The sequence below is a fragment of the Akkermansia muciniphila ATCC BAA-835 genome (assembly GCF_000020225.1).
GTDB lineage: Bacteria > Verrucomicrobiota > Verrucomicrobiia > Verrucomicrobiales > Akkermansiaceae > Akkermansia > Akkermansia muciniphila.
Genome location: NC_010655.1, coordinates 1,501,585 through 1,518,338, shown reverse-complemented (window position 1 = coordinate 1,518,338; position 16,754 = coordinate 1,501,585). Strand labels below are relative to the sequence as shown.

10 protein-coding genes are annotated in these 16,754 nt (G+C 56.8%); 7 read left to right on the top strand and 3 right to left on the bottom strand.

Annotation, left to right across the window (positions count from 1 at the left end):
* The first annotated feature begins 395 nt into the window (after positions 1-395).
* From AMUC_RS06745 to yidC, 5 genes are all read left to right on the top strand, one after another.
* Positions 396-2,507: a glutamine synthetase III family protein gene (locus AMUC_RS06745; RefSeq protein WP_012420298.1), complete on the top strand. Its 2,112-nt coding sequence runs from the start codon at positions 396-398 to the stop codon at positions 2,505-2,507.
* 210 nt (positions 2,508-2,717) lie between these two features.
* Entirely contained in the window at positions 2,718-2,903 is a 186-nt protein-coding gene (rpmH, locus tag AMUC_RS06740; RefSeq protein WP_012420297.1) for a 50S ribosomal protein L34, read from the top strand.
* A gap of 64 nt (positions 2,904-2,967) precedes the next feature.
* On the top strand, positions 2,968-3,339 hold the full coding sequence (gene rnpA, locus AMUC_RS06735; RefSeq protein WP_081429145.1) for a ribonuclease P protein component: 372 nt from the start codon (positions 2,968-2,970) through the stop codon (positions 3,337-3,339).
* Positions 3,336-3,584, top strand: coding sequence for a membrane protein insertion efficiency factor YidD (gene yidD / locus AMUC_RS06730; RefSeq protein ID WP_012420295.1), 249 nt, complete (start codon positions 3,336-3,338; stop codon positions 3,582-3,584). The genes rnpA and yidD overlap by 4 nt, the downstream gene beginning before the upstream one ends.
* Before the next feature lie 56 nt (positions 3,585-3,640).
* Positions 3,641-5,527 carry a membrane protein insertase YidC gene (yidC, locus tag AMUC_RS12020; protein ID WP_012420294.1) on the top strand — a complete coding sequence of 629 codons (1,887 nt, stop codon included), beginning with the start codon at positions 3,641-3,643 and terminating at the stop codon, positions 5,525-5,527.
* Positions 5,528-5,859: 332 nt separating this feature from the next.
* Here yidC and AMUC_RS12625 read toward each other — a convergent pair whose 3' ends face one another.
* The 3 genes from AMUC_RS12625 to AMUC_RS06710 all read right to left on the bottom strand — a co-directional run bounded on the left by AMUC_RS12625 (position 5,860) and on the right by AMUC_RS06710 (position 11,051).
* Positions 5,860-6,177, bottom strand: a complete 318-nt coding sequence (locus AMUC_RS12625) for a hypothetical protein (protein ID WP_143245837.1) — start codon at positions 6,175-6,177, stop codon at positions 5,860-5,862.
* A gap of 143 nt (positions 6,178-6,320) precedes the next feature.
* Positions 6,321-10,760 carry a glutamate synthase large subunit gene (gene gltB / locus AMUC_RS06715; RefSeq protein WP_012420293.1) on the bottom strand — a complete coding sequence of 1,480 codons (4,440 nt, stop codon included), beginning with the start codon at positions 10,758-10,760 and terminating at the stop codon, positions 6,321-6,323.
* 69 nt (positions 10,761-10,829) lie between these two features.
* Positions 10,830-11,051 (bottom strand): hypothetical protein, encoded by a 222-nt coding sequence (locus AMUC_RS06710; protein WP_042447992.1) that lies wholly within the window; start codon positions 11,049-11,051, stop codon positions 10,830-10,832.
* Between the two features lie 104 nt (positions 11,052-11,155).
* Here AMUC_RS06710 and AMUC_RS06705 point away from each other — a divergent pair, with 104 nt between their 5' ends.
* Together AMUC_RS06705 and carB are read left to right on the top strand one after the other, a co-directional pair.
* The gene (locus AMUC_RS06705) at positions 11,156-13,291 is read left to right on the top strand and encodes a glutamine synthetase III family protein (RefSeq protein WP_012420292.1); all 2,136 of its coding nucleotides are present in this window, start codon (positions 11,156-11,158) and stop codon (positions 13,289-13,291) included.
* Positions 13,292-13,533: 242 nt separating this feature from the next.
* Positions 13,534-16,737, top strand: a complete 3,204-nt coding sequence (gene carB, locus AMUC_RS06700; RefSeq protein ID WP_012420291.1) for a carbamoyl-phosphate synthase large subunit — start codon at positions 13,534-13,536, stop codon at positions 16,735-16,737.
* Positions 16,738-16,754 lie beyond the last annotated feature (17 nt).

Here is a 16,754-nt window from a genome sequence, read left to right as displayed (position 1 = left end):
TTGCTATTAACAGAAAACGCATTTCACAATAATATGGTTGTACTTATTACTACTGAAAACGAAATAAATTTCTTGCAAGATACGGGAAAATACCGATCGGCAGGCACCCGCGCTGTTTCATGAAACAAAAAACCCGGCGCTTCACCAACTCCCGTCCGGCCCTCTTCCCGACAATCACGGTCCATCCCTTCCTTTAAAGCGTTTCCCTCCTTCCCCAATTTCGCCATTGCCGCCGGAGAACCATAGAAACCGGAAAACCGTTTACGCTTCTTCCCGAAAACGGATGGGGGCGGAAGAAGTCCTTTTCCTGAAGAAATAGGGCAGGATTCGGCTTGCCAAAAAGTCTCTTTTAAGGTTTGGTATGTTCCGAGCCTTTTGGCGCGTTCCCTATCAAGATGCATACAAACCCACCTTCCGATGTTGGCAACGCCGCAACCTTTATTGCGGAAATTTACGGTCAGGATGTCTTCAACATGGAGACCATGCGCAATTACCTGCCCCGCCCCGTTTACAAAAAACTGCTGGCTACCATCCGCAAGGACGAAAAACTGGACCCCGACATCGCCAATGAAGTGGCTCAGGCCATGATGACGTGGGCTCTGGAAAAGGGAGCCAGCCACTACACGCACTGGTTCCAGCCTCTCAATGGGAGCACGGCGGAAAAGCACGACTCCTTTGTGGACGTGGATCCGGAGGGAAATCTGGAACTCAAATTTTCCGGCAAGAGCCTGGTGCAGGGCGAGCCGGACGCCTCCAGCTTCCCTTCCGGCGGTCTCCGCGCCACCTTTGAAGCACGCGGCTACACCGCATGGGACCCCACCAGCCCCGCCTTCATCAAACGGACGGAAAACGGCGCCACGCTTTGCATCCCAACCGCTTTCTGCTCTTACAAGGGACAGGCGCTGGACAAAAAGACGCCTCTCCTGAGATCCATGACTGCCGTCACCCGGCAGGCCAAGCGGCTGTTGTCCTGCTTTGGCGGTCCGGACAACATTCATGTCAGCGCCGATCTGGGGGCGGAACAGGAATACTTCCTGGTGGACAAGCAGCTTTATGCCCTGCGCCCGGACCTGATGATGTGCGGACGCACCCTTTTCGGCAATGTGCCCCCCAAACACCAGCAGATGGAAGACCACTACTTCGGCTCCATCAAGGACCGCGTGCTGGAATTCATGGTGGACGTGGACGAAGCCCTCTGGAAACTCGGCATCCCGGCCAAAACGCGCCACAATGAAGTCGCTCCCGGCCAGTTTGAGATCGCGCCCATTTTTGAAAGCCAGAACCTGGCCGTGGACCATAATATGCTGGTCATGGAGGTGCTCCGGAAAACCGCCAACAAGCATGACATGGTCTGCCTGCTGCATGAAAAGCCCTTCTCCGGCATGAACGGCTCCGGCAAGCACAACAACTGGTCCCTCTCCGCCCCCGGTTACGGCAGCCTGCTCAATCCCGGTTCCAGCCCGCAGGAAAACGCCATCTTCCTCACTCTGCTCTGCGCCACCATCAAGGCCGTGGACGAACATGCGGATCTGCTGCGCGCCTCCGTCGCCAAATCCGGCAATGAACACCGCCTGGGTGCCCATGAAGCCCCCCCGGCCATCATTTCCATCTTCCTGGGAGATCTGCTGGATGAAATCATTGAGCAAATCGAGAAAGGAGGCACTAAAAAAGCGCGCACCCAAAAGACCATCAACATCGGCGTGGACACCCTGCCCATGTTCCCTCTGGACGCCTCCGACCGGAACCGCACCAGCCCCTTTGCCTTCACAGGCAATAAATTCGAATTCCGCGCCGTAGGTTCCTCCCAAACCTGTGCATGGCCCATGACGGTGCTCAATACCATTGTGGCGGAAAGCCTGGATGAAATCTGCACCATCCTGGAACCTGTCAAGGACAAGCCCGAGGAGTTCCACGCCACCCTCAACAAGCTCCTTCAAAACATCATCAAGAAGCATAAGCGCATTCTATTCAGCGGGGACGGTTACGGAGAAGCCTGGGTAGAGGAAGCGGAACGCCGCAATCTCCCCAACATCCCCGGCACCATTGAAGCCCTGGCCGCTCTGGAAACGCCCAAGGCCAAGGCGCTTTTTGAAAAGTACAAAGTGGTCAGCCCCGTAGAACTCCACGCCCGCCATGAAATCCAGACGGAAATATTCCACAAGGAAATCAACATTGAAGCGGAAACGGCCCTCCTGATGGTGGAAACCCTTTACATCCCCGCCGTAACGGAACAGCTCACGCAGCTTACCACCGCCATTGCCCAGATGAAGGCATCCGGAATCAAGGCGGGAATGAAAGCTACTACGGATCGCGCCAACCAAATCGGCACGCTGCTGGATATTCTCCCCGGACAGGTGCGGGAACTGCGCCGCGCCGTGGATGAAGCCGATACCAGGGCCATCCAGACGGGCATGGACAATTTGAGAAGCACCATTGATATGCTGGAAAGCCTGACGGACGCAGACCTGTGGCCCGTCCCCACATACGCGGAACTGCTCTTTCTGTAAAGCAGGCGGGCTTTTCTGAAATAGAAAAACACTGTCTATCAATCATAAAGACTACTTATCCCAGTGCTTTCCGCAAGAAAAACGGCAAATTAATCGCCTGACGGATTGACAAAACAATCAAAATAGTTATCCTTTCCGTCCGGTTGTGCATAGGCCGCTTAGACGGACGGCACTGAATCTAGTAATTCACAAGAAGCATCTTTCAACATCATGAGCAAGAGGACTTATCAACCATCCAAGCGTTGCCGCAAGCGTCAGTTCGGATTCCGTGCACGCATGGCCACCAAGAACGGAGCGGACATCATCCGCCGCCGCCGCGCTAAAGGCCGCAAGCGCCTGCTTCCCAAGGGAGCCGAAATCCAGTACAAGCGCCACACCATCCAGCACGGCCGTTAATCCAGCCGCCAGGATCCGGTTAACGCCTCCTTGGAACTTCTTTTCACGGGCCGACCCGCGGGAGATGCGTCTTACTCGTCAACAAAGCATGACCAGGGCATTCCAATTTGCCCGGGTACGCAACGAGGGGCCATCCGTAGCAGGTCGGCTTATTGTTTTAAGCGCAGCCCCTTTGGAACATCCGGAGGAACCCTCCAAATTCGGTATCATCTGTACGAAAAAAATCGGCTGTGCCGTTGTCCGCAACAAACTGCGGAGACGCGTGAGGGAAATACTGAGGGCGCACGGGGCTCCTTTTGAAAACGGCGTACACCTGGTGTGCGTCCTCCGCTGGAGGGCCGTGGAAGCCAGCTACGCCGACCTGGAACGGGACTGGCGGAAAGCCGCCCGAAAACTTAAATTGCAACTTCTTTCCCGGGAACAAGACAAGACATGATGAAATGGCTGCTCATCACCCTTGTGAAGGGATACCAAACCTTCATCAGCGCTCCCCTGCATGCCCTGGGAGGGCCCGGGAGCGGCTGCCGCTATACACCCACTTGTTCCCAGTACTTCATCCAGGCCGTTCACATCCACGGAGCCTGGCGCGGCTTTCTTCTTGGCACATGGCGTATTTTAAGATGCAACCCGTGGGGCGGATCAGGTTATGATCCCGTGCCCCCGGCGCGCCACCCACGCTGAACAATTACCTTTCTTTCCCTTTCCTTTCACCAACTCCAATCAAGCTATATCACATTATGGATCGCACAGCATGGATCATCATAGGCATCTGCGCCGCCCTTCTGGGCCTGAATATTTACATGGGCAACAATAAAAAGGCTGAAACCGCCCCCATTCCCGCACCGCAGGCGGCTGCCGCCGCAGCCAATGCCCCGGTTGCCGGCGTCCGCCCCGGAGCCGGAACCTCCGCCCCGGAACAGGCCTCCGTCAACAAAGCCCTTGAAGAAGACAAAACCGCCCCGATCACTCTGGTAGCCACGCAGGAAGTGAACGGGAGGCAGGAACCCTTCATCACTTACACGTTCAACCGCATAGGGGGTTCCATCGGTACGGTTACCCTGCACAACGATATTGTGGACTCCCAAAAAGTCGCGGACCATAATATCACGATTAACGAAGCCCAGCAACGGGGCATCGGAGAACTCGTTTTCAACATGGACGCCACCCAGGATCCTTCCTATGACAACACCGTGTATAAGGAAGCGAAACGCACGGCGGACTCCGTAACCCTGGAAGGCTATGACCCCGCACGGCAGCTTTTCATCTCAAAAACGTACACCCTGCACCCCGTCAAAAATCTGGAAGGGGAAGTATTGCCCGGCAGCAAATATCTCATTCGCCTGACCGTCTCCCTGCTCAATAAATCTCCCAATGTCCAGGATCTGCGCTACATGGGCATCTTCGGCGGGAGCGCCTATCCTATCGCCAAAAGCGAACCAAAAGATACCTACACCCATTTCTTTTACCATGCAGACGGCTCCCTGGAACAGGAAGTGCCTTCCTATTTCACAGGCGGCTTTTTCAGCAGTGCCAAGGCCCGCGTCCTGGAAGGCCCTCTCCAGGACCTGACTTATGCCGGCGTCATGAGCCAGTATTACGCCACCATCCTTCTTCCCCAGGACCAGTCCAGGGGGTCCACCGTGTACGCCACCCGCCAGGAATTTCCTTTGACGCATGAAGGCAACACCCTGGTGCCCGGCGTCACCGTGGCCATGGGAATCCCCAATCTGACCATGGCCCCCAATGAAATCAAGACGCTCACCTACGATATTTACACCGGCCCCAAATTCAACGCCTACCTGCGTGACCTGAATCTTTCCTATCCCGCCATCAGCGATATCATGGCATACGGCTGGCTCGTATTTCTGAGCGTTCCGATGAACTGGCTGCTCAACCTCTTCCACGGATGGTTCGGCAACTGGGGCGTGGCCATCATCTGCATGACCATCGTTGTCCGTGCTCTCATCTGGCCGCTGCACAAAAAATCCTATATGGCCATGAAACGCATGTCCCTGGTTCAGCCGGAGATGGTCAAACTCAAGGAGAAATATCCGGACGACCCTCAGAAGGTGAACATGGAAATGATGAAGCTGTACCAGAAATACGGCATCAACCCGGCCAGCGGCTGCGTCCCCATGCTTATCCAGATTCCCATTTTCTTTGCCTTTTACCGTGTGCTCCAGTATTCCGCAGAACTGAGGGGGCAGCCCTTCTGCCTGTGGATGACGGACCTTTCCCTGCCTGATACCGTGGGCCACCTGTTCGGCGTTCCAATCAATATTCTGCCTCTCATCATGGCCGTAACCATGATTATCCAGATGAGGATGACGCCTCAGGCGGGGGAACGCTCCCAGCGCATTATTATGAACCTGATGCCTGTGATGTTCTTCCTGTTCTGTTACAATTTCGCTTCCGCCCTGGCCCTGTACTGGACCACGCAGAATTTGATCTCCATAGGACAAACGGCCCTTATCCGCCGCTTGCCCATGCCCGTGCTTTCCCCCGCCAAAAAGAAAAAGTCGGGCTTTTTCCAAAAGATGATGGAGCAGCAGCGTGCGGCCCTGGAAGAACAGCAGCGCAAAGCTAAAGGCCGCAACATGCGCAATATAACGCCTAAAAAGTAGGAATCCCTGCTCTGCCTTCCGTCTCCGCAAGTGCGTCCGCCCCCGCGGCCGCACTTTTTCATGGAAAGGCGCAGGAAAAAATATTCTGCCGGCGCAAGCCTCAAAAAGGGAAAGGAACTCCCTTACAGAATTTCCTCAAAAAACCGGCCCTCTCCACCTGGAGAGGGCCGGTTTTCCTCGTCATATATTCATTGCGTAGTTAATTGGAGCAGCTTGGCAGAAAATGCCAAACACCCACTGGAGCAAACCTAACGGATTATGAATTCGCGGCAATTCCCTGAATAACTAAACAACAAGAATACCAATCAGTTACCTTTCAATTCACTTTTTTATCAATTGCCATCCAGCCGAATTTCCAAAACCCAAACTCCACTAACACATTTCCATTCAAACTTTCCTGTTGACTTCGAATTCATAATCCGCTCAGAACCGGGCATTGCCGGAACATTTGACCTTCCTCCTGACATCAACCGCAACCACCATCCCCATCCATGCAGCCGCATTTCTTTATCAACTGACAGCACGGTCATAAAAACCTCCTTATCTGGAACATTCTTCTCCAAATGCCCGGCAGCCGGAACGGCCGTTACCCGACAAACGAACGGAACAGCCTCCGAAATGCCGCCGGACAGGCAAATTGCCAGCTTCAAATGCGGAATGGCTCAAGGAGGAAAAGCGGCGCCAAAATGCCCGGCCATGAAACAGCAGGCAGGCCTCTGAAAAAATGGGGGCCTCCGCACCCGCGGAGGCCCCTGCCTTACCCCAAACAACAGAAAACTGCTGCATGCTTCTTTCAGGAATGCATGGCCAGGGCATGCCGGTATTCCACCGGGAATACCTTGATGAATTTGCCGCGTTCTTCCGGCCAGTTGTTTAACAGGTCGTAAGCCCTGCGGCTCCTGGTAGCCATATAATGCTCGTAAATGAGCTGAAGCAATTCCGCTTCATCGGCGGAATGCGGCATGACCGTTTCCAGGTCCACGCTGCCCAGGTTGCATTTCTGATCGAAGTTGTTGTCCGCATCATACACGTAGGCCAGGCCGCCGGTCATCCCCGCGGCGAAATTGACGCCCACCTTGCCGAGAACCGCCACACGGCCCCCGGTCATGTATTCACAGCCGTGGTCGCCAATGCCTTCCACCACCATTTTGGCGCCGCTGTTGCGGATGGCGAAACGTTCCCCGGCCTGCCCGTGAAGGAAGATGCTGCCGGAAGTGGCCCCATAGCCGATGACGTTTCCGGCGATGACGTTGTCCGACGGTACGTAGGAGATATGATCCGGGGGACGCACGATGATTTTGCCGCCGGACAGGCCCTTCCCAACAAAGTCATTCGCATCCCCGACAAGTTCAAAGGTAACGCCGGGAGCCAGAAAAGCCCCGAAGCTTTGCCCCGCACATCCGGTGAAGTGCACCGTAAGCGTATCTTCCGCCAGGCCGCGCGGCCCGAATTTCATCACCAGCTCACCGGAAAGTTCCGTCCCTACCGTCCGGTCCACATTGCGGACGTCGCGGCAGAGTTCCGTCTTTTCCCCCTTTTCCAGCAGGGGCTTTAATGCCGGCAGCAGATGGCGGCGGTCGTAGTTGTCCAGCGGTTCCTTTTCAAAAGAGGGGTCAAACCTGCGTTCGTCCCCCTCTGCCGCATGCAGGATGGAGGAAAAGTCCAAATGCCGGGCCTTGTAAAAATCTATGGCGCGGTTTACGGAAAGCAGATCCGCCCTGCCTACGGCTTCATCCAGGGAACGAAGCCCCAGGGAAGCCAGGATTTCCCGCGTTTCCTGGGCCACGAAGCGGAGGTAGTTGATGACGTATTCCGGCTTGCCGCTGAATTTGGCCCTCAGGGCCGGATCCTGCGTGGCGACGCCTACCGGGCACGTATTTTCGTGGCACCTGCGGAGCATGGCGCAGCCGATGGAGACCAGGATGGCGGTTCCGAAACCGAATTCCTCCGCCCCCAGCAGGGCGGCCATCACGACGTCCCTCCCGGTGCGCAGCTGGCCGTCCACCTGGAGCCGGACGCGGGAACGGAGTTTGTTGAGCACCAGCGTCTGCTGCGTTTCCGCCAGCCCCAGCTCCCACGGCAGCCCGGCGTGCTTCACGCTGGTGAGCGGAGAGGCGCCCGTGCCGCCGTCGTGGCCGCTGACCACAACCACATCCGCATGGGCCTTCACCACTCCCGCGGCAACCGCGCCGATGCCCACCTCGGAAACAAGCTTGACGGAAACACGGGCATCCGGATTGGAGTTGCGCAGATCATAAATTAACTGGGCCAGGTCTTCAATGGAGTAAATGTCATGATGCGGAGGAGGAGAGATGAGGCTGACGTTCGGCATGGAATGGCGCAGCCGGGCGATGTATGGATCCACCTTGTGCGCCGGGAGCTGGCCCCCCTCCCCGGGCTTGGCTCCCTGGGCCATCTTAATCTGGAGCTCGGAAGCATGGCGCAGATAATTAATGGTCACGCCAAAACGCCCGCTCGCCACCTGCTTGATGGCGCTGTAGCGGACTTCGCCCCGGGCGTTGGGTTCATAGCGGGCTTCATCTTCCCCCCCTTCCCCGGAATTGCTTTTGGCTCCGATTTTATTCATCGCAATGGCGATGGTTTCATGGGCTTCCGGGCTGAGGGAACCCAAAGACATGGCTCCGGAAACGAAACGGCGCAAGATGGAATCCACGCTTTCCACTTCTTCCAGAGGGATAGCGTCCGCCGGAGCAAATTCAAACAGGCCGCGCAAAGTGCAGAGATGCTGCGCCTGACGGTTGCTGTAATCCGCGAATTCCCGGTATTTCCGTTCGTCATTGTCACGCACGGCAACGCGGAAAGCCTGAAGTGTCTGCGGATTCCAGAGATGGTTCTCCCCTCCTTTCTTATACTTGTACTGCCCTCCCGCATCCAGCTTGTCCCCGTGTTCCGCGTTTTGCGCGGCGCGCTGGTTGCATTCCGCGGCTATTTCATCCAAACCTATGCCTCCTACGCGGCTGACGGTGCCGGGAAAGAATTCGTCAATCAGTTCCCGGTTCAGACCCACCGCCTCGAACAGTTGGGAGGAGCGGTAGCTGCGCAACGTGGAAATGCCCATCTTGGACATGATTTTAAGCAGTCCCTTGTCTATGGCATTGATGTAGTTTCCGGAGGCTTTCACTACATCCAGAGGGCAGTCCTGCGGTGCGGCCAGGGAAGTAACCGTCGCCAGAGCCAGGTACGGATTGACCGCCGTGGCCCCGAAGCCCAGAAGCAGCGCAAAGTGCATTGTTTCCCTCGCCTCCCCGGTTTCCAGAATCAACCCTACGTCGGAACGCAGCCCGGCGGCCGCCAGCGCGCGGTTCACCACGGAACAGGCCAAAAGACTGGGAACGGGAAGATAGCCGTGCCCTATGTTGCGGTCCGTCAGCACCAGAATGCGCACGCCGGACCTGACCAGGCCCACGGCGGATTCCGCCAGGCTTTCCAGCGTCTCCCGCAGGGCTTTCCCGTCCCCGCCTTCCGGGAACTGGATGGAAAGCCTGGCGGAAGGGAAGCCGGCCTCCCGAATATTGCAGAGGCGGTTGAGTTCTTCATCCGTAATGACGGGGCGCGCCATCTTGATCAGCCGGGCGTGCTCCGGCGTTTCTTCCAGAATGTTGGGATGGTTGCCTATGTATGTAGTCAGGCTCATGACCAGTTCCTCCCGGATGGGGTCGATGGGCGGATTGGTCACCTGGGCAAACAGCTGCTTGAAATAATTGAACAGGAGAGGCGCCTTTCCGGAGAGGACGGCCAGCGGCGCGTCATTTCCCATGGAGCCGAGAGGCTCCGCGCCTTTCAGCATCATGGGGCGGATAATCAGCTCCACATCCTCCTGAGTGAATCCGAACTGGCGCTGGCGGCCCACAAGGTCCGGCATTTCCGCAGAGGCGGAAATGGAATCAAACAGGGAACGGACGGAAATTTTGTTTTTCTCCACCCAGCGGCGGTAGGGCATGCGCCTGGCCATTTCATTCTTGGTTTCAGCATCGGATACCAGCCGGTGGTTCACCAGGTCGCAGTAAATCATTTCCCCGGGACGGAGGCGGCCTTTGCGGGCTACTTTTTCCGCGGGAATATCAGCTACGCCCGTTTCCGAAGCCAGAATGAAAATATCATCCGTGGTCAGCGTATAGCGCGCAGGGCGCAGGCCGTTGCGGTCCAGCATGGCGCCCGCATTGATACCATCGGAAAAAACGACGGCGGTCGGGCCGTCCCAGGGCTCCATCATGGCGGAGTGGTATTCAAAGAAGCCGCGTACATCCGGCCCTAAATGGTAGTTGACGCCCCAGGCCTGCGGCATGAGCATGAGCATGACATGGCGCAAGTCCCGCCCGGCGGCGGCCAGCAGCTCAACCATGTTGTCCAGGCAGGCGGAATCGCTCTGCCCGGGGGGAATAAGAGGCAGCAGCTTTTGCAGGTCATCCCCCAACAGGGTGGAAGACAAATGCGGCTCACGCACGCTCAGGTGGTTCAGGTTCCCGCGCAGGGTGTTGATTTCCCCGTTGTGGGCCAGATACCTGAAGGGATGGGCCAAGCTCCAGGTTGGGAAAGTATTCGTGCTGTAGCGCTGGTGGACGAGGGCCAGGGGAGATTTGAAATGCTCGCTGGCCAGGTCTCCATAAAATCCTTCAATCTGCGTGCCGAGAAACAGCCCCTTGTACACAATGCTTCGGCTGGAACAGCTGCACACATAACAGCCTTCCACGCGCCGTTCCATTTCCCGGCGCATCACGAACAGTTTGCGTTCAAATTCCGCCTGGTCCGCAAAACCGCTGCCGTCAATGAACAGCTGACGGATCAGGGGGCACGTGCGCTGGGCATTTTTGCCGATGCTGTCCCGGTCCACGGGAACCTGCCTCCACGCAATCACGCTGCCGCCGTTTTCCGTAACGGCGGCTTCCAATTCCTCTTCATGGCCGCATCCGCCAAACATCATGGCCACTCCGTATTTGCCTCTGGCGGGAAGCTTGTTGGGAAGAACCAGGCGGAAGAATTCATCCGGAAGGGCCAGCAGAATGCCTGCGCCGTCCCCGGTATCCGGATCGCTACCCACGGCGCCGCGGTGCATGAGCCTCTTGAGGACAGTAATCCCCATTTCAATGATTTTGTGGCTTGGTTCATTCTTCAGGTCAGCCACCAGGCCCACGCCGCAGGCGTCCCTCTCCTGTTCAAAGTCATACAATCCCTGCGGCGCAGGAATGCCTGTCTCGAATTGATCGCTATTCATCAGTTTGCTGTTTTGTTTGGGTTAAGCTGACTTATTTGCAGCAAAAACCGTGCCAATATTGTCCACACTTCATATTTTCCCGCTTTCAAACTGCTTTGTCCCTGTTTTACAGAGCCTGACGCGGCGTCCGGCACAACAGGACATTTTGCAGGAATAAAAAATATTTTTCTTCCAAGAAGAATTTTTTACATTTTCGTAATCATCCTTTTGTTGCGGTTTTACATTTTTGTAATCCACTCTTGTTCGCCGTTTTGTTTTCCTTTTTTGCAACTCTTCCGTCAAAATATTCATATTTAACTAATAATCAATATATTAAAATGAACAACACATTCATGCGAAAGTTTACCTGAAAAGTTGGCACGCTTCTTGCTGGAGAAAAGGCACAACAGTTAACCATGATGAGTGACTCGACACGAACACAAGCCATCAGCGCCATCGCTTCCCTGCCCGTGGGCGGAGCAAGCGAGAGCGCTCCGGTCAGCATTGATTATTACGGAGCGGATGTCTTCAGCACGGAAGTGATGAAGAAGTACCTGCCAAAAGACACGGCAAAAACCCTCCTGGCCACTATCCAGGACGGGCTTCCGCTGAACGCGGATATTGCCGCGGATGTAGCCCACGCCATGAAGCAGTGGGCTCTGGAACGGGGAGCCACTCACTATACGCACTGGTTCCAGCCCATGACGGGCTCCACGGCGGAGAAGCACGATTCCTTCCTGGATCCCAAGGGAATGGAACCCATCATGAGCTTTTCCGGCAAAAACCTGATTGTGAGCGAACCGGACGCCTCCAGCTTCCCCTCCGGCGGCTTGCGCTGCACCTTTGAGGCCCGCGGCTACACCGCATGGGACCCCACCAGCCCCGCCTTTATCAAGAGGCACGGGAACGGAGCCACGCTCTGCATCCCTACCGCCTACTGTTCTTATACGGGAGACGCTCTGGATAAGAAGACTCCGCTGCTGCGCTCCCGCCAGGCATTGGGCAATGCCGTCAAGAAGCTGATGAAGAGTTTCGGCCTTCCGGATGAACACGTGACCATTACGCTGGGGCCTGAACAGGAATACTTCCTCATTGACAAGAACTTCTACCTGAACCGCCCGGACCTGGTCCAGACGGGTCGCACCCTTTTCGGCGCCCCTCCCGCCAAGCACCAGCAGCTGGAAGACCATTATTTCGGCTCCATCAAGCCCCGTATCCTTAATTTCATGAGCGACGTGGAACAGGAACTCTGGAGACTGGGAATCCCGGCCAAGACCCGCCACAACGAAGTGGCGCCCGCGCAGTTTGAACTGGCTCCTTTGTTTGAGGACGTGAACCTGGCGATTGACCACAACATGCTGGTGATGGAAGTTTTGCGCCAGCAGGCCAGCAAGCACGGCCTGGTATGCCTGCTTCATGAAAAGCCCTTCGCAGGCGTCAACGGTTCCGGCAAGCATAACAACTGGTCCATTTCCTACGGGAACAAAAACCTGCTGGACCCCGGTTCGGACCCGCAGCAGAACGCCATTTTCCTGACCGTCCTGACCGCCATCATCGAGGCCGTTGACAAGCACAGCGACCTGCTGCGCAATTCCGTGGCCAGCGCCGGGAACGACCACCGCCTGGGAGCAAACGAAGCGCCTCCCGCCATTATCTCCATCTTCCTGGGCGCCCAGCTCAATGAAGTGATTGAGAATATGATCAACGGCTCTTCCGGCTGCGGCAAGCGCAACGATACGCTCAAGATCGGCGTAGACACGCTTCCCGTTCTTCCCCGGGATGCGACGGACCGCAACCGCACCAGCCCGTTTGCCTTCACCGGCAACAAGTTTGAATTCCGTGCTCCGGGCTCCTCCCAATCCTGCGCGGGCCCCATGATGACCCTGAACACCATTGTGGCGGAATCCCTTGATTCCCTGGCGGAAGAACTTTCCTCCTTCGCTCCGGAAACATTCCTGCCGCAGCTCCAGGAAACGCTCAAGCGCAGGATTTCCGAACACAAGAGAATCATCTTCAACGGGGACAATTATTCGGAAGAATGGGTGAAAGAAGCGGAACGCCGCGGCCTCCCCAATCTGAAAAATACGATGACGGCTCTTCACACCCTGGTGAATGAAAAGAATGTGGCCCTGTTTGAAAAGTACGGCGTCTTTTCCAGGCGGGAGCTGGAATCCAGGTTTGAGATTTTCCTGGAAGAATACCACAGACGCATCCGCATTGAAGGGCGCCTGTCCTGGGAAATGGCGGCCACCATCATCCTCCCCGCCCTGCGCAACGAATACGGGCAAACCGTTGCCGCGCTCTCCAGGGCGCTGGAAGCCAGGCGGACCAACGGTACCGCCGCCCTGCAGAAGCTGGCGGACAAGCTGGGCGACGCCCTGGATTCCATCGTATCCGACCTGGATACCCTGGAGACGGCGCTTACGAGCTGCCATGAGGACATCCTTGCCGCGATGTCCCGATTGAGAACCAGCGTCGATGCCGCAGAAACCCTGGTGAACGACCGGTCCTGGCCTCTCCCCAAGTACCGGGAAATGCTGTTCATCTATTAGTGGGTGCACCGACGAGCTCCGGAGTTGTGCCGCCCCCTCGCGGGTCAAGCCTCTGCCCGCAGGGAAGGCACGGCTCCGGAGCCTTGGCGCGCCTTGTTCCGGCCTCCTTCCTCCTCCGTTCCCCACGCTCCAAAAATCCGCGTCATTGACCGTAAAAAAACTTTCCTCCGGAGCCCGGCGGGCACTTAATTCCCCCGGCGGAAATCCGCGGTCCAGGACTACAGGATTCTTCCATCGCCATTATGCCTAAAGACACCTCCATCAAAAAGATTCTCGTGATCGGGTCCGGCCCGATCGTCATCGGCCAGGGCTGCGAATTCGACTACTCCGGCACCCAGGCCTGCAAAGCCCTCCGGGAAGAGGGTTATGAAGTAGTGCTGGTCAATTCCAATCCCGCCACCATCATGACGGATCCGGAGACAGCTCCACGCACTTATATTGAACCGATTACTCCGGAGTTCGTGGAGAAAATCATCATCCGGGAAAAACCGGATGCCCTCCTCCCGACCCTGGGCGGGCAGACAGCCCTGAACTGCGCCATGGAACTGCACCGCAGCGGCGTGCTGGAAAGGGAAAAGGTGCGTATGATCGGCGCCAACGCAAACGCCATTGACCGCGGGGAGGACCGCAACCTGTTCAAGGAAGCCATGCTCCGCATTGGCCTGGACGTGCCGCGTTCCGGCATTGCGCATACCATGGAGGAAGCGCGCCGGGTGGCCGGGGATATTGGCACCTTTCCCCTGATTGTCCGCCCCGCCTTTACGCTGGGCGGCATGGGAGGCGGCGTGGCGTACAACAAAACGGAATTTGAAGAGATATGCGCCCGGGGGCTGGATCTTTCCCCCGTTTCCGAAATCCTGATTGAAGAGTCCCTGATCGGCTGGAAAGAGTTTGAAATGGAGGTAATGAGGGACCGCGCGGACAATTGCGTCGTCATTTGCTCCATTGAGAACATCGACCCCATGGGCGTGCATACCGGGGATTCCATCACCGTAGCCCCCATCCAGACACTCACGGACCGAGAATACCAGGCCATGAGGGACGCTTCTTTTGCCGTCATCCGGGAGATCGGGGTGGAAACGGGCGGTTCCAACATCCAGTTCGCCATTAATCCGGCCAACGGCCGCATGATTGTCATTGAAATGAACCCCCGCGTTTCCCGCTCTTCCGCGCTGGCTTCCAAGGCCACAGGGTTCCCCATTGCCAAACTGGCCGCCAAACTGGCCATAGGCTATACGCTGGACGAATTGCGGAATGACATCACGCGGGAAACGCCCGCCTGCTTTGAGCCCACCATCGACTATGTGGTTACCAAGGTTCCCCGCTTCACGTTTGAAAAGTTCAAGCAGGCGGACGAACACCTGACCACGTCCATGAAATCCGTAGGGGAGGCCATGGCCATCGGTCGTACTTTCAAGGAATCCCTGCAAAAGGCCTTGCGTTCCCTGGAAACGGGACGCTGGGGCTGGGGATTTGACGCGAAGGCCCCGCAGGCTCCTTCCGCAGAAGAAATCACGCGGAAACTGGCTGTTCCCACGGCAGAACGCATTTTCTGGATTCAAACGGCGTTCAGCAACGGATTTTCCCTGGATGAAGTGCAGCAGCTTACCCAGATTGATCCCTGGTTCCTGGCACAAATGCAGGACCTGGCCAAGGCGGGAGACAGCCTGGACAAGCTGGATCTGCGGGAAGCCAAGAAGCTGGGCTTTTCCGACAGGCAGATCGCCCTGGCCCGGGGAACCACGGAAGAAAACATCCGGAAGGAACGCCTGGAACAGGGCATTGTGCCCGGATACCGGCTGGTGGATACCTGCGCCGCGGAATTCGAAGCCTACACCCCCTACTTTTATTCCACCTATGGAGATGAAAATGAAGCCCGCGAAACAGGCAGAAAAAAAATCCTCATCCTGGGCGGCGGCCCAAACCGCATTGGCCAGGGGATTGAGTTCGACTACTGCTGCGTGCACGCCTCCATGGCTCTGCGGGAAATGGGCTACGAAACCATCATCGTGAACTCCAACCCGGAAACCGTCTCCACGGACTATGATTCCTCCGACAAGCTTTTCTTCGAACCCCTGACGCTGGAAGACGTGCTCCATATCTGTGAACAGGAGAAGCCGGACGGCGTCATCGTCCAGTTCGGAGGACAGACGCCGCTGAACCTGGCCAATGCGCTGGAAGCCCACGGCGTGCCTATTATCGGCACCAGCCCCAGGGCCATTGACCTGGCGGAAGACCGCGAACATTTTTCCGCCCTGTTGAAGGAACTGGGGCTGAAACAGGCGGAGGCAGGAACAGCCACCAATGTGGAGGACGCCGCCGCCATTGCCGCGCGCATCGGTTACCCGGTGCTGCTGCGCCCCTCCTTCGTGCTGGGCGGACGCGGCATGATCATCGTATATGAGGAAAAAGAACTGCGCCGGTACATGAATGAAGCCGTGGAAGCTTCCGAGGAACGCCCCGTTCTGATTGATCGCTTCCTGGAAAATGCCGTAGAGATTGACGTGGATGTCATCGCGGACAGGGAGCGCGCCGTCATCGGAGCCATCATGCAGCATGTGGAACCGGCAGGCATCCATTCAGGGGATTCCGCCAGCATGATTCCCGCCATGGGAATTTCCATGAAAATGCACAAGGAAATCACGCGGGCTTCCAAGGAACTGGCAAGCAAACTGAACGTCTGCGGGCTGATGAACATCCAGTTTGCCGTAAAAGACGAACAGCTTTACGTCATTGAGGTGAATCCCCGCGCCTCCCGCACCGTTCCGTTCGTCTCCAAATCCATCGGCAAGCCCCTCGCCAAGCTGGCCGCACAGGTCATGGCCGGCAAAACGCTGGCGGAACTGGGCTTTACCCGGGAAATCACTCCGGAATACTATTGCGTGAAGGAAGCCGTTTTCCCATGGGGCCGCTTCCCGGGCATCGACGTGGTGCTGGGGCCGGAAATGAAATCCACCGGAGAGGTGATGGGCATTGATCCGGACCCGGATATCGCTTTCGCAAAATCCCAGGTCAGTGCATTCAATCCCCTGCCGACGGAAGGCAAAGTCTTCATCTCCGTGAATGACCGGGACAAGGAACGGGTGCTTCACATGGCCCGGCAGCTGGCGGACATGGGATTCACGCTGTGCGCCACGCGCGGCACGATGATTCACCTGCTCCAGCACGACATTGAATGCGAACGCGCCTACAAAGTCAACGAGGCGCGCCGCCCCAACATCGTGGACCATATTAAAAACGGGGATATTGATTTCATCATCAACACCCCCGGCTCCCACGACGCGCGGGCGGACGACATCATCATCCGTTCCTCCGCCATTGCCGCCAAAACCTCCTATTGCACCAACCTGGCTTCCGCGCAGGCCTGCGTGAATGCCATTGAGGCGCTGAAGAACAAAAATCTTCAGGTGTGCACTATTCAGGAGTACCACGCCCAAAACCTTTAATCCCGCACCACCTAAGC

What these genes read in the sequence shown, in the direction of transcription:
- rpmH (WP_012420297.1), top strand. Translation starts at nt 2,718, where the DNA reads ATGAGCAAGAGGACTTATCAACCATCCAAGCGTTGCCGCAAGCGTCAG.
- yidC (WP_012420294.1), top strand. Translation starts at nt 3,641, where the DNA reads ATGGATCGCACAGCATGGATCATCATAGGCATCTGCGCCGCCCTTCTG.
- gltB (WP_012420293.1), bottom strand. Translation starts at nt 10,760, where the DNA reads ATGAATAGCGATCAATTCGAGACAGGCATTCCTGCGCCGCAGGGATTG.
- AMUC_RS06745 (WP_012420298.1), top strand. Translation starts at nt 396, where the DNA reads ATGCATACAAACCCACCTTCCGATGTTGGCAACGCCGCAACCTTTATT.
- yidD (WP_012420295.1), top strand. Translation starts at nt 3,336, where the DNA reads ATGATGAAATGGCTGCTCATCACCCTTGTGAAGGGATACCAAACCTTC.
- carB (WP_012420291.1), top strand. Translation starts at nt 13,534, where the DNA reads ATGCCTAAAGACACCTCCATCAAAAAGATTCTCGTGATCGGGTCCGGC.
- rnpA (WP_081429145.1), top strand. Translation starts at nt 2,968, where the DNA reads ATGCGTCTTACTCGTCAACAAAGCATGACCAGGGCATTCCAATTTGCC.
- AMUC_RS06705 (WP_012420292.1), top strand. Translation starts at nt 11,156, where the DNA reads ATGATGAGTGACTCGACACGAACACAAGCCATCAGCGCCATCGCTTCC.
- AMUC_RS06710 (WP_042447992.1), bottom strand. Translation starts at nt 11,051, where the DNA reads ATGAATATTTTGACGGAAGAGTTGCAAAAAAGGAAAACAAAACGGCGA.